We start from the raw sequence: 19,496 nt of genomic DNA on the forward strand, positions 1-19,496 counted from the left end.
GCACCCCCTCCTTTCACTTTTCATACCGGCACATTGCTGCCAGAGTGGCGCAGGAACGGACGGGGCACAAGAACCCCATGCCGCTCATCGTGCAGAAATCGGATCACAGGCCATGAAATCGCTGCTTGGGTTGTTAGGCGCATTGGCGCTCTCGCTGGGGCTTGCCACGCAATCACCCGCCGCCGAACGAGGGCCGGTCACCAACCTGCCCCTGCCCCGCTTCGTGTCGATGAAGGCCAGCGAAGGCAATATCCGCCGCGGTCCCAGCCTGACACACCGGATCGACTGGGTATTCAAGCGCAAGGATGTGCCGCTGGAAATCACCGCCGAACACGGCCACTGGCGCCGCGTGCGCGACCGTGACGGCGCGGGCGGCTGGATTCACTATTCGCTGCTCTCGGGCGTGCGCACCGCCATCGTCGAAGAGGACCTGCTGGACCTCCACGCCAAGCCCGACCCCTCAACCCTGGTCGTGGCACGGCTTGAATTCGGCGTGATCGCGCGCATCGAATCCTGCAGCGTCGACTGGTGCCGGATTTCTGCCGGCGGCTATACCGGCTGGAGTCCCAAATCCGCGATCTGGGGTGTTCGCCCGCGCGAAACCCTCGACTGAGCCGGGCCGACGCACCGGCGGGTGCCCTCATGCACGGACCTTGTGAGAGCGTCTGCGCGGCGCCTCCGCATTGATCGGTTTTTTTTCGTTTCGGGCCTTGAACAGGGTCAAGGTCCAGAGTAATTAGCGCGTCACCGTTGGGGTGTAGCCAAGTGGTAAGGCAGCGGTTTTTGGTACCGTGTACCGTAGGTTCGAATCCTACCACCCCAGCCAAGTCCTCCCGATCCTTGACCCGATGAACCGCGCGGACGCCGTGCGGTCCGGACGTGCCCCGGCTGATGACCCCGCGACGGGTGGCTCGGATGATGTGTTGGTCGGCCACAAGTCCGCGTGGTCAGAGAACGGTCCCGGCAGGTAACGACTGGCCGGGGTCAGATTACGAAGTGGAGCATGTCAAATGGCGGGTATCGTCGGTGTTTTCCGGAACGTTGTGTTCCTCGGATGGCTTTCCATTGCACTGGTTTCCACCACGATCGCGGCGGGTATCTGGGCCCTGCAGATGACCACCACGGTCGCTGCCATGAGCGCAAAGGCAGCATCCACGGCGGTCGCGCATCGCAAACAACTGGCGAAGGCCGTCGCGAAGGCCAAGGCGAAGGCTCGCTTGCGCAGAGCCGTCGTCGCCGTTCCGATCGCCGGTGTCGCCGCTATTGGTTACTTCGAGGAGCAGGATTATCAGGAGTGGCTGGCGGAGAACCCCGACGGGACTCGCAAGCAATACGCCTGCGAGGTGGCGTCGCTGACCGCGGAGGTGGTCGACGAGGTGCTACAGGACCTACCAGGTGGCCTGCGCCCGGACCCAGAGACGGTATTGGGCTACATGCCGGAGTGTGAGTGACATGACCCGGCCTGCAATGCGCGGGAGAGCTGCGCCTGATCTTGGCCGGTTGCAGACTTGCTGGAATGCGATCCGGCGGCCTCCGCTCCAAGCAAAAACCACTTGTGGCAGATATCTCCTCGCCTCCCTCCACGTCCGGTGGGCATGGATCACTCGTAGTGCCGTTCCTGCCCGCCGCTGATATGGATCACGGTCCCTTGCCGAGAGGTCAGTTCGGATAGCTTGTCGTCCGGCAGGCCCGTCAGCAGGCCCCGCATGACGATCAGCGTCACCTTGTGCGACACGATCACGGCCGGTCCGGTCAGGTCGGCCAGAAACGCAGCTGTCCGCGCCTGAAGCGCCGTCAGACCCTCGTTGCCCGGTGCCTTGAAATACAGGTCGAGATCCGTCTTGCAGCGCGACACGATGTCGGGATCGCGGGCGACGCGTTCAGCAGGAGTCAGCCCTTCCCATTCGCCGCATCCGATTTCGATCAGGCGGTCGTCGATGGTGCAGTCCCGCCCCTCCAGCGCAAGCGCGGCGGTTTCGCGGGTTCTGGTGAGGGGGCTGCAGTACAGGCCGATATCGTCCAATCCGATATCCAGCCGCTTGAGGATGCCAGCCTGCGCCTTTGCCTGCTCGCGGCCCAGATCGGTCAGGTCGGAATTCATCTGCCCCTGAATGCGGCCCGCCTTGTTCCAGACGGTTTCGCCATGCCGCAAAAGGTAGACATCGGGAATTGGGTTCATCTTGACAGCCTGTATGTGTTTCAGAGAATGACCGCGCTGGAGGTATTGGCGACCAGATGCACCTGTGCCCCCGGATCGAACCAGTCCCGCCCGGCACTGTGACTTTGATCGACGACAATCTCGGCGCCCGCGACCTTGACCAGATACCGGATCTGACTGCCCAGAAACTCGCGGTGCAGCACCTCGCCTTTCAGGGCGTCCTGCTCCGGGGCCTGCGTCATCGAGATGTTCTGCGGACGCAAGACCACGTTGCTTCCATCCAGATTACCCGAGGCCGGGATCGTGAGCACCTCGCCGGTTTTCGTGTGGAACCGCGCGACATCGCCGTCGATCTCGACCCGGCCCTCAAAGATATTGGCGGTGCCGAGAAAGTTCGCAACGAATAGGTTGGCGGGCCGGTCGTACAATTCCTGCGGGGTGCCGATCTGCTGAATCACACCGCCATCCAGAACCGCCATCCTGTCGGATGTGGTATTCGCCTCTTCCTGATCGTGGGTCACGAAAATGGTCGTCAGGCCCAGCTTGCGCTGAAGGTGCAAGAGTTCGCGGCGCATCTGCACGCGCAGCGACGCATCGAGATTCGACAGCGGTTCGTCCAGCAACAGAACCTCGGGTTCGACAACGACCGTGCGCGCAAGGGCGATACGCTGTTGCTGCCCCCCCGATAGCTGGTTGGGCATGCGGTCGGCCAGATGCGCCAGCCCCACCAGATCGAGCGCCGCGTCCACGCGGTCTCTGATCTGCTTTGCAGGCACCCGGCGTTCCCTGAGGCCGAAACCGACATTGTCGCGCACGCTCATATGCGGCCAAAGGGCGTATGACTGAAACACCATGCCGACATTGCGTTTCCACGGGTCAAGCCCGACAACATCGCGATCCCCGATGAGGATGCGCCCCTGTGGCGTCGGGCCGAACCCGGCAATCGCGCGCAGCAATGTGGATTTGCCCGATCCCGAGGGGCCGAGGAAGGCGAAAAACTCTCCGGGGCGAATATCGAGGTTCACGCCGCGCAGGACCTGTGTCTCGCCGAACGACAGGTGCAGGTCTTCGATCTTGATGCCGGTCTGGTCCATTCTTCCGTCTCCGCCTTTTCAGTGCATATCGGCCGAAGCCTTGGCCTTCTTGTCGCGTTCGATAATGACCTGGGATGCCAGCGTGCCAGCGGCTACCAACAATACCGCCACCACACCAAGCGCGGCCCCTGCCCCGCGTCCCGACGGCGTCTGCATGAACAGGTAGATGCCATAGGCCAGCGGCGCATCCTGATTGGAGCTGACCAGCATGATGGTGGCCGACAGTTCGACTGCTGCGGTGGCAAAACTGGTCACGAATCCCGCCAGCAGACCGCCCTTCATGAGCGGCACGACGATCTTGTAGATGGTGCGCTTCTTCGTGGCGCCGAGGCTCTCGGCGGCTTCCTCCAGAGCAAGGCTGACCTGCTGCAGCGCCGCCATGCAGGCGCGCAGCGCATAGGGCAAACGGCGGATCATCAGCGCGAGGGCGATCACCACCCACCAGCTGGCCAGCGGTTCGCCGACAAACGGCACATCGACGCTGTGGAAGGTCCGCAGATATCCGATCCCCAGCACCACGCCCGGCACGGCGAGCGCCGCGGTCGCCAGGTAATCGAGCCCCTTGCGGCCAAAGATATTGGTGCGCAGCACGATATAGGCGATAGCCGTTCCAAGGATCACGTCCGCTGTGGCGGCGATCCCGGCATAGAGCAGGGTATTCATAATGAAGGACTTGGAGCCTTCCCACATCGTCACGTAGTTCTGCAGGGTGTAGCCGTCAGGCAACGGAGCGAAAGACCATATCGTGCCGAAGGACAAGAGCGTCAGGCCGATATGAGGTGTCAGGACCAGCAACAGAATGAAGATCACGACGCCATAGGCCAGCATCTTTTCCGCCGGTTTCAGGTTGCGCTTGGCCATTCCGCCGCCGCCTTTCTGGACGGTCGCGTAATCCTTGCCGCGCATGAACAGGAACGACGCCCACAATGAAAGCACCGAAAAGACGACCAGAATGACTGAAATCACGTATCCCATCGGATCGCTGATCCCGATGGACGAAATCCGCAGATAGGCCTGCGGGGCCAGCATGTTGTTGACGTTAAGAAGCAAGGGCGTTCCCAGATCATCGAAAACCTTGATGAAAACCAGCGCCGCCCCGGCGATGTAGCCCGGCATCGCCAGCGGAAAGACGATCCGCCGAAACAGCCGCATCCCGTGCGAACCGAGGTTTTGCGCGGCCTCTTCCATCGAGCGGTCGATATTGCGCAACGACGCCGACAGGTTGATCAGGATGAACGGGAAATAATGGATCGACTGCACGAGGATCACACCGTTCAGGCCCTCCATGAACGGAATGTCGAACCCGAGGTAATCGCGCAAAAGCAGGTTTACCGTGCCATTGCGCCCGAAGATCAGCTGCATCGCGACCGCGCCGACAAAGGGCGGCATGATCAGCGGAATGAACCCTAGGCTCTGGATCAGCACCGATCCCGCAAAATGAAACCGTGTCGTGATATAGGCCAGCGGCAGCGCGATCGCGGTGGCCACCACCACCGACATGGCCGAGACATAGAACGAGTTCCAGAAACTCTCACGGAACAGGGACGTGCGGAAGAAATCCAGAAAGTTCTGCAAGGTCGCGGCGCCGGTTGCCGGGTCCTGGAAGGCGACGATCATCACCTGAGCGACCGGCACCAGAAGCAACCCGATCAACAGCAGCGCGATAAACAGCGCCACCATGTTCAGCCCCGACAGGTTCGGCACCAGCCATTTGGGCAGACGATCGGCGATTCCGGCACTCACGCCGGGCGTAGACCTGTTCGTGCTTGGCATTTTTCCCACCTTCCCCGAAACCCCTCGCCGCGCTGAACGGCGAGGGTGAGACCGGCCCGAACCGGGCCGGCAAAGCGCTTACAGGGCTGCTGCCTGTTCGGCCAGTTCACGGGCGCGGCGGTAGTTTTCGACCACCATCGCATCCCATTCCTGTTCGACCTCGGCCTGACGGCCCTCGACCGTGTCGCTCGCCGTGCGGCGCTTCTTGGTGAAGATCGCGGCGAAATCGGGATCGAGGCTGGTGGCTTCGTCAATCGGGTTGGCCTCGATCAGGCCGCGGGCTTCGGCGATCAGGGCCTTGGCCTCGGCATTGTCGCCATCCGCGTGCTTCATCTCGGCCTTCTGAATCGCGTTCACGGCGCTGCGCAGGTCATCGAGGCGATAGGTGATCATCACGTCGAACATCGAGTTGACCAGGTTGTAGCGCGCGCCGGATTTCTCGACGTCGAATTTCACGCTGGCGCCGATGGTCGAATCCTCGAACGGGTTGGGGAACCCTTCGGGCGCGTTGGCATAGCTCGCGGGGTTGACCGGCAGCCGCATGATCGCAGGGTCCAGAAGCACGGATTGCCCTTCGGGGGTCAGCAGGAACTCGACAAAGGCGATTGCGCCTTGCTGATTGGGCGCGTTCTTCACCACGGCAACATTGGCCGGAACCAGGGCGGTGATCGTCGGATAGGCGAAATCGACAGGGAACCCTGACGCCTTGGACGAGAACCCGAAGAAATCGATCACGATCCCCAGGCCGAAACTGCCGGTGTTCACCCCGTCAGGCACCCCGAAGCTGCGTTCGGTCACTGTCGAGAAGTTCCCGGCGATCCATTTCCATTTGGCCCAGCCGTCATCCCATCCGTCGCCCTGCAGGACGGTTTCGACGGTCAGGTGCGTCGTGCCGGACCGCGATGGCGCGGACATGCCGACATGGCCGTGATACTTGGGATCGGCCAGTTCCGCCCACTCGCGGGCGGGCTCCAGATCGTTCGCCTTGAGATAGCGTTCGTTCCACATGATGCCGTATCCCGCACCCGCGAAACCGAAGTAATACCCATCCGGATCGTTCAGCGGATAGGCCCCGATCATGTCGGGAATGCCTTCGGATGCGATCTGCACCTGATCCAGCATACCGTCGCTTTTCAGGACCTCGAACGCATCCGGCGCCGACGCCCAGAAGATATCGGCGGTGTTATCGCTTGCGATTTCCTGGATATACTTCACCCCGGCCGAGGTTTTCTTGTTCAGAACCTCAAGGTCGTATTCGGGATGTGCCGCCTCGAAGGCCGCTTCGATCGGGCCGGTCATCGAGTCGGGGAACGATGTGATGACCGTGATCGACCCTTCGGCCACAGCCGTGCCGCCCGCCAGCGCAGTCGCGGCCAGTGACGAGAAGAACAAATGTTTCAAATTCATGGAACCCTCCCAGATATCCTCGCGCTCCTCCAGCGCCCGCAAACTGTGTCGGCAACCGGAGAAGCGATCAAATTTCTTGCGAAAATCGGGGTTTGCGGGTGGCTTTAGGTCGATTTTGACACGCCACTTGGGTCAAAACTGACCTATTCGGACAAGCCTACCGCCTTGAGTCGCAGATAAAGCCGCTTGCGCGGGATCGACAGCATCGCCGCTGCATCGCCCTTGTGTCCGCCTGTCTCGACAAGCGTACGCACCAGCAGGCTGCGCTCGAAATCGCGCATGGCTTCTTCATATGACATGGACTGCCCCGCATCGCGTGCCGTCGTCTTGAGATCGATCGGAAGACCGATCACCAGACGGTCGGCCACGTTGCGCAGTTCACGCACATTGCCGGGCCAGTCATGCGCCCGGAAGCGTTCGATCAGCGCAGTATCGACACGCGGCAGGCTTTTCCCCAATCGTGCCGCCCCGGTGCGAAGAAAAGTCTCGAGCAGGATGAAGATATCCCTGTCACGGCTGCGAAGCGGGGGCAGGCAGATCGTCGCGACATTTATCAGATAGTAGAGTTCCCTGGTCAGGACACCGCTTGCCATGTGTGCATCGGGATCGCCGATCATCGACACAACCACGCGCGGGCGTTGGCTCTGGCGCAGGAACTCTGCCAGATGGCTTTGCAGAAAGGCATCCATCTGATGCAGCGACCGCATGAACAGCGTGTCTTGCGGGTCGGTCTGGCACTCCAGTTCGGCCCGCAGGCTGTCTATCGTGGCTGTCGCGCAGTTGATGGTGTGAAATTCGCCCGTCAGTTCGGAAAACTCGTGAATCGTGCGTGCGCCGAGTTCCTTGCCGGTGCCCGCCTCGCCGTGAAGCGTCACCGTGACAGGCAGCGGGGTCACGTTCAGCAATTCGTTTCGGCAGGCTTTCATGGCCTTCGACGTGCCAATCAGACGCGAGCGCATGTCGCTGTAACGCGCCACCCGGCGGCGCAGGCGATTGTTCTCGACAGCAAGCTTGCGAACCTTCAACCCCCGGCGCAGCAGGTTGAGCAGGTAGTCGGGCTGCACCGGCTTTTCGAGAAAATCATACGCCCCCGCCTTGGTGGCGGCGATCGCCGTGCGCAGATCGCCGTGCCCCGTCAGCATGACGAAGGGCACCCCCGGCGCAGATTTGCGAGCCGCCTCGAGAACCGCGAGCCCGTCCATGTTCTGCATTCTGAAATCGCATAGAATGATGCCGTTCCATTCCGGATCCAGCTGCGCCAGCATCGCATCGCCCTGCTCGAACGCGACGGTCGGAAAACCCTCGGCCTCCAGGAACTCGCATGTGGCTTCGCGGAAATCCTTGTCGTCATCCACAAGATAGATCAGCTTTTCATCCGTCATGGCTCATGTCCCTTTCGGCAAGATGACCGTGGCGCGCGTGCCGCCCTGTGCCCGGTGCGCCAGACGCAGGCCGCCGCCCATTCCGGTGATGATGTTATAGGAAATTGACAACCCCAGACCCAGGCCTTCGCCGGGCGGTTTGGTTGTCACGAACGGATCGAAGGCGCGTTCGGGCTCCAGGTCGCCCAGACCCACGCCGGTATCGAGCACCGAGAAGGCCACGTTGCCGGGCGCTGCGGACTCGGCGCGAAAGACGATGACACCGGGGCCTGACGTGGCCGCAATCGCGTCGATCGCGTTCGAGACCAGGTTGACCACGACCTGTTCGATCAGAATGAAATCGCCGGTGGCGGTCATATCTCTCAGGGTATCGTCGATCTCGACCGTGATACCGTGATCGTCCAGCCGAGAGCGGAGCAGTTCGCAGGCCGCGTCGGTCACCTGCAAGATGCGGATCGTGTCGCGCCTGTATTCCGAAGCGCGCGCAAAGCGCCGCAAATGGCTGATGATGCGCTCCATCCGGGCGACCAGATCGTCGATTTTCTCTGTCTGGCCCTGTGCCGTCGCCACATCGCCGCGCTCAAGCGCCCGTCCGGTCATGTGCAAACGTTGTCGAATTGCCCCAAGCGGCTGGTTCAGCTCATGCGACAGCCCCGCCGACAGGTTGCCAAGCGCGGCCATCTTGCCCGTCTGAACAAGCTCGGACTGGGTTTGCTGAAGCTGTTCGATCGCGCGGTCGCGCTCTTGCACCGAGTCGCGAAAGGCTTCGACCGCCCCGGCAAGCTGCGAGATTTCGTCATTGCGGGCCGGAAGAACCACAAGACGGGGTTGCCGCCCTTCGGCAATCGCGCGCATCGCGGCGGTTAGGTGATCCAGCGGGCGAATGATTGCGGGACGGATATATGCGAAAAGGATGGTCAACGCGGCCAGCGCCGCAAATATCGTCATCCCCACCAAAAGGCGAACCGTACGCGAAGCACTGATTTCAAACGCCTCGCTGGTGCTGAGGATTTGGGCTCGGCGATCCGCCGACAGATCCTGCACAAGCGATTGCAGCGCGGACAACCCCGAAAGACTGGCCTCGAGGTTCTGACTGAGAATCCCGCGTTCCTCCAGCCAGTTGCGACGGATCGAAACAATACTGCCCTGCCCGATGGTGATCTGATTCAAGGCCTCGATGGATTGCCGCAAGGTGACATACTCCGCCTTGAGCGGCAGCCCCTGAAGCTGTCCGTTGAGACGGCTCAGCGCATCCGACAAGAGCCCTGCGAATTGTTTGAGCTGTTCCTTCTGCATGCTCGCCGAACCTTCCACTGCCAGGGTGCTTGCGATCGAAGCTTCGGTGCCGATGTCCACGAACGTTCGGTAAAGCGCCTGTTCGGCCATCAGGACTTCGGCCCGCCTGCGGCGTTCAGCAGGGTCGTTTTCTTGGGTCAGGCCACGGATCAATGCCGCGATGTTGAAAGAAAAGTCCGCAACCAACGGCGTGGTTTCGTCCTGGATATCCACGTTGATCCAGCGCAGCCTGTCGACCTGTCCGCGCAGGGTCGTCTCGAACCGGCGGGCCCGGTCCAGTGATCGAATCACCCCGGCCAGTTTCCGTTGCAGGTCCAGCGATTGCGCCTGCATCTCGGGCGTGCTGAAGGAGTCACGCAGCATCTGGTTCAACTGATCCACCGAGACCCGCAGATCGTTTTCAAACGTATTGGGCGTGTCGGCATTGGAATAGAGAATCCGATTGCTCAGCACCGCCAGGTCCGATGCCTGCGCCGCCAGATCGGTGGTTTGCATCAATCGGGGCGTATGTTCGGTGCTGAAGGTGTGAACCAGTGCCTGAGCATTACCCAGCCAATAGAGCGCGATCCCGATCACCGCCCATGTCAACAGCACCGCCGTGACGATCATCAGGAATAGACGCGTCCAGATCTTCGGCAGCAGCCGGTCGAACAGGCGCTTCATGGAAGATACCTTTGCTGAAGGTCCAAAAGCGCGCGTTCCGCCTCCTCCAGTTGCGCAATGACCCGCGCCCGCCAATCCCCTGCCAGTGAGCGCATATGCGGATCCATCCGGATCAGCGAGGTGTTGCGCAACCCCGCATCGGCCCCTGTCGCCAGCCTGGCCTCGTCTTCTGTGGCAACCACGGTGGTCAGCAGTTCGTGAACCCGATCAAGGGACGCGGCCGGTGCATATGGTTTCAGATCATGATGCATACGCCAAAGCGTGCGGCGGCGATCCAGTTGTTCGGTGATCATCAGATCGAAAAGGGTATTCACCGCCCAGTAGCGATCCGCCGACGTTTCAGCATCGTATTCGAACCATGTCAGTTTCAACGCGTCCACGATCTCCGTGGGCAGCCTGTCCTTTACTTCGGCGCGAATGTCCGGGTTATAGGGGACGCGCGAAATTCCGGGCGAAAGCAGGGTCAGTTGGCCTTCCCGCGACAGCACGGCGCTCAGAAAGGCACAGGCCGCATCCGGATCGCGGCCATTGCGCAAGATCCCGATCTGCGCGGGCGCAACAACAAGGGGTCGTCCGTACTGGAACCTCAGGAAGGCGCTGTCGGCCTGTGACAGGAAATCGATCGTCAGGCCGATATCGAACCTGTCGTTCGCAAGCCCGTCGGGAACCCCGAAACTGCGCGCCGTGAGAGTGGACAGGTTCGCCGACATACCCAGGATGAACGCCCAGCCATCCTGCCAGCCCCTGACCTGCAGGATCTGCTCGATCAGCATATGGGTCGACCCCGACCGCGCGGGGCGCGCCATCGCCAGACGATTGCGGTATAGCGGACGCGTCAGGTCATTCCATTCGGCAGGCATGAACAGGTCCGAATCCCGACGCCGCGCCCATCCGACCGAGGACAGCGCAAATGCGGCCACCGGCGGCGGCCCATCCGTCCCGCAGACATCGCCATCGGCAAAGGCATCGCTGCGCGACAGTATTTCAAACGCCTCGGGCGAAGAGGCCCAGAACACGTCAAAGCCGCGTTCGTTGCCGCGCAAGATCTCGTCAATTCCGGCAATGGTGTTCTTGTTGAGCACCTGCACCGCCCCGTCCTCCGTCCGGGATATGAAAAGATCCACATAGGGCTCCGATACACTGGGCGGCAGAGATGTCAGAACACGCAGATCGGCCGCGCTGACCGTTCCGGTCAGGCAGGCCCATAGGCATATCAATATGACCGTCGGATACCGCATGGGGCGCAGGATACCGGGCCAGCGCATTTTGAAAAGCACAGACATTCTCTTCCGCCCTCACGGGTGAAACACCCGGCTTGGCGAAAGATCAGAAGGAAGCCCGGAAGACAGAGAGCCGCTATCCGCCGGTAGCGGCGGCTTTGGGCCATCGCCGCCTTGGTTCAATGCCGCCTTTCAATGGCCGAGAACCTGATCCAGAAACAGCCTCGTGCGGGCGTGCCTTGGCTGCCCGAAAAAGCTCTCGGGCGGGCCTTCTTCGATGATCCGCCCTTCGTCCATGAAGATGACACGATCAGCGACCTCGCGTGCAAAGCCCATCTCATGCGTGACGCAGACCATCGTCATCCCGTCATTGGCAAGAGTCACCATCGTGTCCAGGACCTCCTTGATCATCTCGGGATCGAGCGCCGAAGTCGGTTCGTCGAACAGCATGATGTTGGGCTGCATGCAAAGCGATCTTGCGATCGCGACGCGCTGCTGCTGGCCGCCAGACAGCTGGCCGGGATACTTGTGCGCCTGCTCGGGGATCTTCACCTTCTCAAGGAAATGCATCGCCGTTGCCTCGGCCTCCTTGCGTCTCTGGCCACGCACCCAGATCGGCGCGAGCGTGCAATTGTCGAGGATCGAAAGATGGGGGAAGAGGTTGAAATGCTGAAATACCATGCCGACCTCGCGGCGCACCTGGTCGATATTCTTCATCGCGGTGCCAAGTTCGGTGCCATCCACCGACACCGAGCCGCTCTGAAAACCCTCAAGCGCGTTGATGCAACGGATCAGGGTAGACTTCCCCGATCCCGACGGCCCGCAGATCACGACCCGTTCGCCGCGCCCGACCACGAGGTCGATGTCGTGGAGCACCTGAAACGAGCCGAAACTCTTGGAAAGGCCGCTGATCTCGATGGCGTTCTCTTCGACCTCGGCGGCAAGCATCGCTTGGCTGTTCATTGCACATTCCCTGATCTGTCTTTGTCGGTCATCGCGCCGCTGCGAGCGATTACGCCCAAGGGCACGGGTTTCAGCGGCGGGCGGATCCGGAAATAGCCGGTGCTATCCATATCCTGTCCAAGGCCTTCGGAAATGACCTCGCTCACCGCAAGGCCACAGACCCGCCCCTGACATGGCCCCATCCCGGCGCGCAGCAGGAACTTGACCTGGTTCGGCCCGCTGGCACCGTCGCGCACCGCCTGGCGGACGCGGCCCGCCGTGACCTCTTCACAGCGGCACAGCGTCGTCATATCGGCTGGTCGCCTCAGCGCCTCTCCGGGGCGATAGAGGCTGTCGAGGAAGGGCCGCGTCGCCCTTCGCTTCGCCACGCGGGCTCTCAGGGCGGGGTCGTCGCTCCCTGCGGCCAGCCTGCCCACCAGCTGTCCCTCGAGCCAGGCGACCTCGGCGCCCCCGATCCGCGCCCCGTCACCGGCCAGGAATATCCGCTCATGCACCTTCAGCCCCGCATCGCGTTCCGGGAAAAAGGCATGTTGCTCCCGATCCCATTGATGCGGCAAGCGCAACAGCCGGCTGGCCTGCTGGTTGGGGATCACGCCCGCATGCAGGCCGATGATCCCGGCATCGATGCGCTGCGCGCGCCCGCGCCAATCCCTGAAACCAAGCGCCTGCACCCGGCCGTCCCCCTCGACACGAAGCGCTCTGGCAAACCGATGCACCGCCACACCGGCGCGCTGCACCCGCGCGATCAGCCCAAGCCCCTTCGCCAGCGGCCCCGGATGGCGCAGCGCGCCCGGAAGATACCGGAGCGATCTCAGATAGGCTCCACCGGACACGCTCTCGACCACGGCGCGCGGCGGGTTGCCCGCTTCGACCATCTGCGCTGCCAGAAGCCACAGCAACGGCCCCGCCCCCGCCAGCACCGCATTGTCGGCGCTCAGCCGCGCGGATTTGAGCAGGATCTGCAACCCGCCAGCCGTCATCACGCCCGGCATCGTCCATCCGGGGATCGGAACGGGACGTTCCAGCGCCCCGGTCGCAAGCAGCAACCGGTCCGCCGTGATCGCGACCCCGCCGTCCGGCCCGGCACATTGCAGAGTCGGCCGCCCCGCGACGATCTCGATATGCCAGACGGTGTGTTCGCGAAGATATGTCGCGCCGCAGGCCATGAAGTTCTGGACCTGAACGCGCCCGAACTCATATTCCTTGCCAAGACGCGCCGCATGGTCCGGCGCCGCGCTGCCTGCGGAACGCCAAATCTGACCGCCCGGTTCGATCTGGTCGTCGACCACGATCACGGACAACCCCGCCGCCCTCGCTGCAAGCGCCGCGCCGATCCCGGCCGGTCCGGCTCCGACGATCACCAACTCCGCTGCCATGTGCTCGCCACTCATCTGCGGGCTCCGATCTGGGGGCGGATCGCCATACCCTCCTTCAATCTGACCTGGCAGGCCTGACGGTTCGGCACGCCATCGATCTCCACCAGGCATTCAAAGCATGTACCCATCATGCAGAAAGGCGCGCGCTCCTGTCCCGACACCGGATGGACCCGGTTTGCGCGCACGCCCGCCCCCAACAGCGCCGACGCGACCGTGTCGCCGTCACAGCCGCTGAGCGACCGGCCATTCCAGGTGAACCCGATCCGCGCGCCGGAGTCGGGCATTTCGTCATTGCTACGCTTGAACATGCAACCTCCGCGAGGACATCGCCGCCAACTGCGGCGGGAAACTTGCTTCCGCGATCATCGGGGCAAGACGCAATGCGTGGACCGGCGCCAACGTCACACCCGAATGGCAATTCGCCGAGAACAGGCCCGGATACTGCGTATAGCTGTCGTAAAGCGGAAAACCATCCTCGGTCATCGTGCGGATACCGCCCCAGGCCCGCACCAGGTTCACCTCCGCAAGCCACGGGAACATGCGAATGCTCCTCTGCGCGATGTCGCTGATCATCTCCGAGGTCGACCGGTCGTCATGCCCCGCTTCGGGTTCCTTGCTGTCGCCAAGCAGCATCGTACCCGCTTCGGTCTGGCGCACCTTATGCGTCGGAATCTCCAACACGGATGCCATCCGTTCGCTCACCAGGATCTGCCCCTTGAGGCCAAACACCGGAATATCGAGAGCAAGCATGGTCCCCAAAGCCTTGTTCGCGGTGCCCGCCGCGAGCACCACCGCAGCGGCTTCAAACCGGCTCTGACCGCTTTCGATCTTCCAGACCCCGTTTTCCCGCCCGATGGACGTGACCGCATGGTTCGACAATATCTCGCCGCCCTGCGCCTGAATGGCACGGTGCATGGCCAGCAACAGCCCGTGCGGGCTGGCATGTCCGTCCTGTCCGCAAAAACCCGCGCCGACAACATCCGCGCCGATCCCCGGCACAAGGTCGGCGACCTCGCCCTGGTCCAGAACCCTGAGATAAAGCGGGTTTTCCCCGCCAATCCGCTCCATCCGCGCGAACAAAGCGCGTCGGCTCTCAAGCTCGGCCTCGCTCATGCACAGATGCAGCCCGCCATTCCCCGAGAACCCGCAGGACACGCCCGTCAGATTCAGCAGCTCGTCCTGAAAGGCAGGCCAAAGCGCGATCGCTTCGCGCGTCCAATGAGCATATTCGGCCAGCCCATCGCCCTTGGATTGCCCCCAGACCAGCCCGAAATTCGCCCGCGCGGCGCGCTCGGCGTCATCGGCGCCATCTAGAACCAGCACCTTGATGCCCCGGCGGCACAGGCCCCAGGCAATAGCCGATCCGACCATGCCCCCGCCTATCACGATGGTATCGGCAGTTGCGGTCACGCGTCATGCCTCGAAATCAGCTCCAGGAACCGTCTGCTGCGCTCGGCCTTGGGGGCGGTAAAGAAGTTGTCGGGCGATGCCATCTCGACGATCTCGCCCTGGTCCATGAAGATCACCCGATCCGCGGCACTGCGCGCAAAGCCCATCTCGTGAGTGACGCAGATCATCGTGATACCCTCCTGCGCAAGACGCTTCATCACCGCCAGCACCTCGCCGACCATCTCGGGGTCCAGCGCCGATGTCGGCTCGTCGAACAACAGGACCTTGGGCTGCATCGCCAAGGCGCGGCATATCGCGACGCGCTGCTGCTGCCCGCCCGAAAGCGAGGCCACCGGCGCGGTCTCCTTGTCCGCAAGGCCGACCATGTCCAGCAGTCGGCGCGCCTCGTCTTCCGCCTCTGCGCGGCGCATGATGCCCGCGCGCCGCGGCGCAAGGGTGATGTTGCCCAACACGTTCAGATGCGGAAACAGCGCATAGTTCTGGAACACCATCCCGACATTCAGACGCACCTTGCGCCAGCGCCGCTGGGAAATGCCGTTCACCTGCTGGCCATCCACACGGATACTGCCCCCGGTCGTCGTCTCAAGCCCGTTGATACAGCGGATCAGGGTGGATTTGCCCGATCCCGAAGGCCCGAGAACCACCACGACCTCGCCGCTGGCGACCGTCAGATCGACATCCCGCAGCGCCTGAATTCCGCCGCGGAACTCCTTGTTGAGCGCGGATATCTCGATCAGCGGCCGTTCCATCACGCCGGGCTCCCGGACCGTGCGACGCTTTCATAACGCGCGCAGGCCTTGGCAAGCAGGTCCTCGGCGGCCTCCTGGCGCTGACAATGGCGCGCAAGGCCCGCTTCGGCCTTGGCCAAGCGAAGCCGCGCTTCCGCCAAGAGGCTGGTGCTTTCCTTGCGGCTCGGCCCACAGCCGGTGGTCGCGTCAAGCACGCTTGCCGGATCAAGCGCTTCGTCCAGCAGCGCCTGCGCTTCCGCGAGCGCCTCGCCGGTCTGTTCCATATAGGCCGACTCGATCGCCGCTTGCGGTGTTGCGCCATCCAGCACCAGCCGGACATAACGCCCGGTGATGTGGTGCGCCTCCCGAAAAGGTAGCCCGAACCGGGTCGACAGAAGGTCGGCAAGCGTCGTCGCGGTCGCGAAATTCGCACCGGCCAGTTCGGCCATCCGGTCGCGGCGTGGCTTGGCGCATTCGATGACGACCCGTGCAGCGGGCAGCATCTCGGCCAGTTCCTCGACCGCGCCCCAAAGCCATCGCCCGGACTCGAATCCCACCTCCTGGCTGTGCCCGAAGGGCACCGCGCGACAGGCGGCCACCGCCGTGGTCAGCGCGCCGACCATTGCCGCGGGCCGCGCCTTGAGGTGCTCAAGCACCGCAAGGTTCTTCTTTTGCGGCATGATCGACGAGGTGATGGCGACCCGGTCCGGGAATTCCAGCATACCGAATTCGAATGTCGCCCAGAGATAGAAATCCTGGCACATCCGGCCGATCGTCATGGACAACTGCGTTGCCGCCGTCGCCAGTTCGATCATCGCGTCCCGGTTGCCGACCGCATCCAGCGAATGCGGCTGCGCCTTGGAAAAGCCCAGCAGCTCGGCCACCCGCTCGCGGTCGATGTCAAACCGCGTCCCCGCCAGCGCCCCGGCGCCCAACGGGCATTCATCCATGCGCATCAGCGCATCCTCAAGCCGGCCGGCATCGCGCGTCAGCGCATTCTCGAGCCCCAGAAGATACCACCCGAAGGTGATCGGCTGGGCATGCTGCAGATGCGTGTAGCCCGGCATGATCGTGGCGATCTCGTCCTCGACCCGCGCGATCAGCGCCTTGCGCAGGCTCAGGCATTCGCGCAGCAGGCTCTCGGCCAGCTTGCGGGTCCGCATCCGGTCCTGGGTCGATTTCAGATCGTTGCGCGAGCGCGCCATATGCAGCCGCCCGGCCTCCGGACCTGCGCGGTTGGTCAGTTCGGCCTCGTAGTTGAACCACGGATCCTCGCGCTCCGGATCCAGCGTGAAGGCATCCGGGCCTTCCGCGTCAAGCTGTGCGATATGCCCGAGCAACCGGCCCGCGACATCGGGTTCGATCAGCCCCTGTTCGGCCAGCATCACCAGATGCGCGCGGTTGATGCGGGTGAACCAGGGCAGCGAGGCCGGAAATCCACGCACCAGTCCGGGCGCGTTGATGCCTTCGATGACCTCTTTCGCCAAAGGCTCGTTCAAGAAGCCGCTGACCTTTGATTGCGCGGGCGCTGCGGCCTCGGGATGATCGGGTTGGACGGACATCATGTATTCTCCGGATTCACTTGGGTTTCATGAGTAGATGCGATTTCCTGCGGCGCGTGCCGGTGCACGGTGCGCGCCGTCACGATGCGCCGCTCCAGCCAGGCGGTGAACAGGTTGAGGCTGTAGCAAATGACGAAATAGACACAGAGCACGAAGCCGAACACCATGAAGGCGGGGCTTTCGCCGGTCATCATCGTCTGGCGCTCGACGATGATCTTGGCCGATCGCAGGAACTCGGTCGCGCCCACAAGCGTGGCCAGCGATGTCGCCTGGATCAGCAATGAAAAGAGGCCGGTAAAGGCAGGCAGGATCGGCAGCACGATCTGCGGCAGAAGCACGAGGAACATGGTCTCCCACGACCTCAGGCCCAGCGCCTGCGCACTTTCGCGCTGATGTTTCGCCAGCGCGTTGAATCCGCCACGGATGATCTCTGCGCCATTGGCGCTGCCCCAACTCGTGAAACTGACGAGCGCCGCCGAGAACGGGTCCAGAGCCAGCCCCACCAAGGGCGCGCCGAAGTAGACGAACAGAAGGTTCACCACCAGCGGAATATCCCGGAAGAACTCGACGTAGATCACCGCCAGCGCGCGCAGGGTCCAGAACCGCGACACCGAAGCGATCCCCACGAAAAGCGAGATGAAGGCGGTGAACAGAAGGGTCAGCGAGGCAAGTTGAAACGTCACGATCAACCCGCGCCACAACAGCGGAAGACTATCTATGATAAGCTGCATGTCACCCGCCTCCTCAAGCTGTCCGGAATGGTGCCTGCAGCACCGCTTCAAGGCGCCGCACCGCGGCCGAGAGCAACAGGACGATGGTCAGGTAGATCAGGCCGATCGCGAGGAACATCTCGAGCGTGCGGAAATCCATCGCCACCCGGTTCATCGCCACAAAGGTCAACTCCGCCACACCGATCGCCTGAAGATAGGACGAGTTCTTGAGCACCGACACAGATGTATTGAGCATCGCGGGAATACAGACCCGCAGCCCGATGGGTAGTGCGACGAGACGGAGGTAAAGCGCAGGGCGCAACCCAAGCGACAGCGCCGCCTCCTGCAATCCCTTGGGCACCGCCGCCAGCCCGCCCCGGACATTCTCGGTGTTATAGGCGCCACCCCAGAGCGACAGCGCCAGAACCCCCGACCAGAACCCCCCGAGTCCGAGCCCCAGCGACGCCAGCCCGTAGAAGATGAAGTAAAGCTGCACCAGAAGCGGCGTCGAGCGCATGAAGTGCACATATGCCGTCGCGATCTGCGATAATACCGGCACCTTGAACAGCCGCAGGCAGGCACAGACCGTGCCCAGCACCACCGAGATCGCAATCGACACCAGGCTGACGAGCAGCGTCATCCACAGACCCTGGAAAAGGTCCGGCGTCGCCCCCCAGATGTAGGGAAAGCTGAATTCATAGCTCATGACAGATTGACCTGACTTGAACGGGGACGGAACAGGGGCAACGCGGCCCCCATCCCGTCCAGGTTCTTATTGCGACGGCTTCTTGGACATGTCCCAGAAGGTCTTCTTCACCTCGACGGTTTCGGGGTCGGAATAGGTTTCAAGCCACTCGCTCAGCTTGCCCTCTTCGGCCATCCGCTTGATCGCGGCATTCACATAGGTCAGCCACTCGGTCTCGCCCGGCCGCACGGCCGCGCCCCTTGTGCCGATCTTGTAGGATTCCTCGATCAGGCGGATCTTGGAATTGTTCTGCACCATCGAAATCAGGACGGCGGTGTCATGCGCATAGCCCTCGACACGGTTCTGCATCAGCGCCTGAAGGCTGTCCGAAACCCCGTCCAGCAACAGCTTCTCGACCTCGGGATGATGCTCGTCGAAATAGGGAATCTGCCAGGCGCCCTTGATGAAGGCCACCGGCTTGCCTTCGAGATCGGCCAGCTTGTTGTATGAATCTTCGGCCCGCACGACCATGCCGGACGACGACCACGCATAGGGGTCGGTGAAATCCACCACTTCGGCCCGCTCGGCGTTGATCCCCATCGTGGCGATGATCACGTCGATCTTGCCGCCCAGAAGCGCAGGCACCCGGTTCGAGCCGGTGACACAGACGATCTCGGCCGCGGCATCCTCGCCAAAGGCATATTTCGCGATCTGGTGTCCCATCGACACTTCGACCCCGACCGGCGTGCCGGAATTGTTCAGAAAGCCCTCGGGCGGATAGTCGCATTTCGTGCCGACGCGCACGACCCCTGCGTCCTCGATGGCCTGGGGCACCGGGGGCATCTCCTGGGCAAAGGCGACCGACGCCGGACCGGCGGCAAGGCACAGCCCCGCGACAAGCCCGTAGGCGGTGAAAGTCTTTGATGATGTCATCGGGTAGTCTCCTTGTTGTATCTGCTTTTTCCAATCGCAGGCATCGCAGCATCACTGCGAAACCGGCACGCCGTTCAAATTCGACACATACGCGAAAGGTTGTTTTTCTTGGGGCAAGCGTCCGCTCACCTTGGAC

Annotated in this window: 18 protein-coding genes and 1 tRNA gene; 3 read left to right on the forward strand and 16 right to left on the reverse strand. The window is 62.6% G+C overall.

Annotated features, from left to right (window positions below):
* The first annotated feature begins 112 nt into the window (after nt 1-112).
* The 3 genes from ROH8110_RS14240 (at nt 113) to ROH8110_RS14255 (ending at nt 1,451) form a co-directional block, all read left to right on the forward strand.
* The gene (locus ROH8110_RS14240) at nt 113-613 is read left to right on the forward strand and encodes an SH3 domain-containing protein (RefSeq protein WP_085818376.1); all 501 of its coding nucleotides are present in this window, start codon (nt 113-115) and stop codon (nt 611-613) included.
* A 138-nt stretch (nt 614-751) separates the two neighbouring features.
* A tRNA-Gln gene (locus ROH8110_RS14245) sits at nt 752-826 on the forward strand.
* A 184-nt stretch (nt 827-1,010) separates the two neighbouring features.
* Nucleotides 1,011-1,451, forward strand: a complete 441-nt coding sequence (locus ROH8110_RS14255) for a hypothetical protein (protein WP_085818378.1) — start codon at nt 1,011-1,013, stop codon at nt 1,449-1,451.
* 149 nt (nt 1,452-1,600) lie between these two features.
* Here the strand turns inward: ROH8110_RS14255 and ROH8110_RS14260 are convergent, their stop codons facing one another.
* From ROH8110_RS14260 to ROH8110_RS14335, 16 genes are all read right to left on the reverse strand, one after another.
* Complete coding sequence (locus tag ROH8110_RS14260; RefSeq protein WP_085818379.1) at nt 1,601-2,179, reverse strand: histidine phosphatase family protein; 579 nt, start codon at nt 2,177-2,179, stop codon at nt 1,601-1,603.
* A 20-nt stretch (nt 2,180-2,199) separates the two neighbouring features.
* Nucleotides 2,200-3,252 carry an ABC transporter ATP-binding protein gene (locus tag ROH8110_RS14265; RefSeq protein ID WP_085818380.1) on the reverse strand — a complete coding sequence of 351 codons (1,053 nt, stop codon included), beginning with the start codon at nt 3,250-3,252 and terminating at the stop codon, nt 2,200-2,202.
* Between the two features lie 18 nt (nt 3,253-3,270).
* Nucleotides 3,271-5,025 carry an ABC transporter permease gene (locus ROH8110_RS14270; RefSeq protein WP_085818381.1) on the reverse strand — a complete coding sequence of 585 codons (1,755 nt, stop codon included), beginning with the start codon at nt 5,023-5,025 and terminating at the stop codon, nt 3,271-3,273.
* 78 nt (nt 5,026-5,103) lie between these two features.
* Nucleotides 5,104-6,432, reverse strand: a complete 1,329-nt coding sequence (locus ROH8110_RS14275) for an ABC transporter substrate-binding protein (RefSeq protein ID WP_085818525.1) — start codon at nt 6,430-6,432, stop codon at nt 5,104-5,106.
* 143 nt (nt 6,433-6,575) lie between these two features.
* Complete coding sequence (locus ROH8110_RS14280) at nt 6,576-7,814, reverse strand: sigma-54-dependent transcriptional regulator (protein WP_085818382.1); 1,239 nt, start codon at nt 7,812-7,814, stop codon at nt 6,576-6,578.
* A 3-nt stretch (nt 7,815-7,817) separates the two neighbouring features.
* Complete coding sequence (locus ROH8110_RS14285) at nt 7,818-9,773, reverse strand: ATP-binding protein (RefSeq protein WP_085818383.1); 1,956 nt, start codon at nt 9,771-9,773, stop codon at nt 7,818-7,820.
* On the reverse strand, nt 9,770-11,011 hold the full coding sequence (locus ROH8110_RS14290; RefSeq protein ID WP_176236613.1) for an ABC transporter substrate-binding protein: 1,242 nt from the start codon (nt 11,009-11,011) through the stop codon (nt 9,770-9,772). Before ROH8110_RS14290 ends, ROH8110_RS14285 begins: the two co-directional genes overlap by 4 nt.
* A 174-nt stretch (nt 11,012-11,185) precedes the next feature.
* Complete coding sequence (locus ROH8110_RS14295) at nt 11,186-11,956, reverse strand: amino acid ABC transporter ATP-binding protein (protein WP_085818385.1); 771 nt, start codon at nt 11,954-11,956, stop codon at nt 11,186-11,188.
* Entirely contained in the window at nt 11,953-13,347 is a 1,395-nt protein-coding gene (locus ROH8110_RS14300) for an FAD/NAD(P)-dependent oxidoreductase (protein WP_245962863.1), read from the reverse strand. The genes ROH8110_RS14295 and ROH8110_RS14300 overlap by 4 nt, the downstream gene beginning before the upstream one ends.
* Nucleotides 13,344-13,640 carry a (2Fe-2S)-binding protein gene (locus ROH8110_RS14305; RefSeq protein WP_085818386.1) on the reverse strand — a complete coding sequence of 99 codons (297 nt, stop codon included), beginning with the start codon at nt 13,638-13,640 and terminating at the stop codon, nt 13,344-13,346. The genes ROH8110_RS14300 and ROH8110_RS14305 overlap by 4 nt, the downstream gene beginning before the upstream one ends.
* Nucleotides 13,627-14,742, reverse strand: a complete 1,116-nt coding sequence (locus tag ROH8110_RS14310) for an NAD(P)/FAD-dependent oxidoreductase (protein WP_085818387.1) — start codon at nt 14,740-14,742, stop codon at nt 13,627-13,629. The genes ROH8110_RS14305 and ROH8110_RS14310 overlap by 14 nt, the downstream gene beginning before the upstream one ends.
* Nucleotides 14,739-15,491 carry an amino acid ABC transporter ATP-binding protein gene (locus ROH8110_RS14315; RefSeq protein WP_085818388.1) on the reverse strand — a complete coding sequence of 251 codons (753 nt, stop codon included), beginning with the start codon at nt 15,489-15,491 and terminating at the stop codon, nt 14,739-14,741. Before ROH8110_RS14315 ends, ROH8110_RS14310 begins: the two co-directional genes overlap by 4 nt.
* Nucleotides 15,491-17,032: an argininosuccinate lyase gene (gene argH / locus ROH8110_RS14320; RefSeq protein WP_170156513.1), complete on the reverse strand. Its 1,542-nt coding sequence runs from the start codon at nt 17,030-17,032 to the stop codon at nt 15,491-15,493. The genes ROH8110_RS14315 and argH overlap by 1 nt, the downstream gene beginning before the upstream one ends.
* Nucleotides 17,032-17,763 carry an amino acid ABC transporter permease gene (locus ROH8110_RS14325; RefSeq protein WP_085818390.1) on the reverse strand — a complete coding sequence of 244 codons (732 nt, stop codon included), beginning with the start codon at nt 17,761-17,763 and terminating at the stop codon, nt 17,032-17,034. The genes argH and ROH8110_RS14325 overlap by 1 nt, the downstream gene beginning before the upstream one ends.
* A gap of 13 nt (nt 17,764-17,776) precedes the next feature.
* Nucleotides 17,777-18,448 carry an amino acid ABC transporter permease gene (locus tag ROH8110_RS14330; protein WP_085818391.1) on the reverse strand — a complete coding sequence of 224 codons (672 nt, stop codon included), beginning with the start codon at nt 18,446-18,448 and terminating at the stop codon, nt 17,777-17,779.
* 66 nt (nt 18,449-18,514) lie between these two features.
* Nucleotides 18,515-19,360 carry a transporter substrate-binding domain-containing protein gene (locus tag ROH8110_RS14335; protein WP_085818392.1) on the reverse strand — a complete coding sequence of 282 codons (846 nt, stop codon included), beginning with the start codon at nt 19,358-19,360 and terminating at the stop codon, nt 18,515-18,517.
* Nucleotides 19,361-19,496: the final 136 nt, after the last annotated feature.

Origin of the sequence: Roseovarius halotolerans (assembly GCF_900172255.1) — a bacterium.
Taxonomy (GTDB): Bacteria; Pseudomonadota; Alphaproteobacteria; order Rhodobacterales; family Rhodobacteraceae; genus Roseovarius; species Roseovarius halotolerans.

Coding starts and splice junctions, on each gene's coding strand:
- ROH8110_RS14240 (WP_085818376.1), top strand. CDS start 113: ATGAAATCGCTGCTTGGGTTGTTAGGCGCATTGGCGCTCTCGCTGGGG.
- ROH8110_RS14255 (WP_085818378.1), top strand. CDS start 1,011: ATGGCGGGTATCGTCGGTGTTTTCCGGAACGTTGTGTTCCTCGGATGG.
- ROH8110_RS14260 (WP_085818379.1), bottom strand. CDS start 2,179: ATGAACCCAATTCCCGATGTCTACCTTTTGCGGCATGGCGAAACCGTC.
- ROH8110_RS14265 (WP_085818380.1), bottom strand. CDS start 3,252: ATGGACCAGACCGGCATCAAGATCGAAGACCTGCACCTGTCGTTCGGC.
- ROH8110_RS14270 (WP_085818381.1), bottom strand. CDS start 5,025: ATGCCAAGCACGAACAGGTCTACGCCCGGCGTGAGTGCCGGAATCGCC.
- ROH8110_RS14275 (WP_085818525.1), bottom strand. CDS start 6,432: ATGAATTTGAAACATTTGTTCTTCTCGTCACTGGCCGCGACTGCGCTG.
- ROH8110_RS14280 (WP_085818382.1), bottom strand. CDS start 7,814: ATGACGGATGAAAAGCTGATCTATCTTGTGGATGACGACAAGGATTTC.
- ROH8110_RS14285 (WP_085818383.1), bottom strand. CDS start 9,773: ATGAAGCGCCTGTTCGACCGGCTGCTGCCGAAGATCTGGACGCGTCTA.
- ROH8110_RS14290 (WP_176236613.1), bottom strand. CDS start 11,011: ATGCGGTATCCGACGGTCATATTGATATGCCTATGGGCCTGCCTGACC.
- ROH8110_RS14295 (WP_085818385.1), bottom strand. CDS start 11,956: ATGAACAGCCAAGCGATGCTTGCCGCCGAGGTCGAAGAGAACGCCATC.
- ROH8110_RS14300 (WP_245962863.1), bottom strand. CDS start 13,347: ATGAGTGGCGAGCACATGGCAGCGGAGTTGGTGATCGTCGGAGCCGGA.
- ROH8110_RS14305 (WP_085818386.1), bottom strand. CDS start 13,640: ATGTTCAAGCGTAGCAATGACGAAATGCCCGACTCCGGCGCGCGGATC.
- ROH8110_RS14315 (WP_085818388.1), bottom strand. CDS start 15,491: ATGGAACGGCCGCTGATCGAGATATCCGCGCTCAACAAGGAGTTCCGC.
- argH (WP_170156513.1), bottom strand. CDS start 17,032: ATGTCCGTCCAACCCGATCATCCCGAGGCCGCAGCGCCCGCGCAATCA.
- ROH8110_RS14325 (WP_085818390.1), bottom strand. CDS start 17,763: ATGCAGCTTATCATAGATAGTCTTCCGCTGTTGTGGCGCGGGTTGATC.
- ROH8110_RS14330 (WP_085818391.1), bottom strand. CDS start 18,448: ATGAGCTATGAATTCAGCTTTCCCTACATCTGGGGGGCGACGCCGGAC.
- ROH8110_RS14335 (WP_085818392.1), bottom strand. CDS start 19,360: ATGACATCATCAAAGACTTTCACCGCCTACGGGCTTGTCGCGGGGCTG.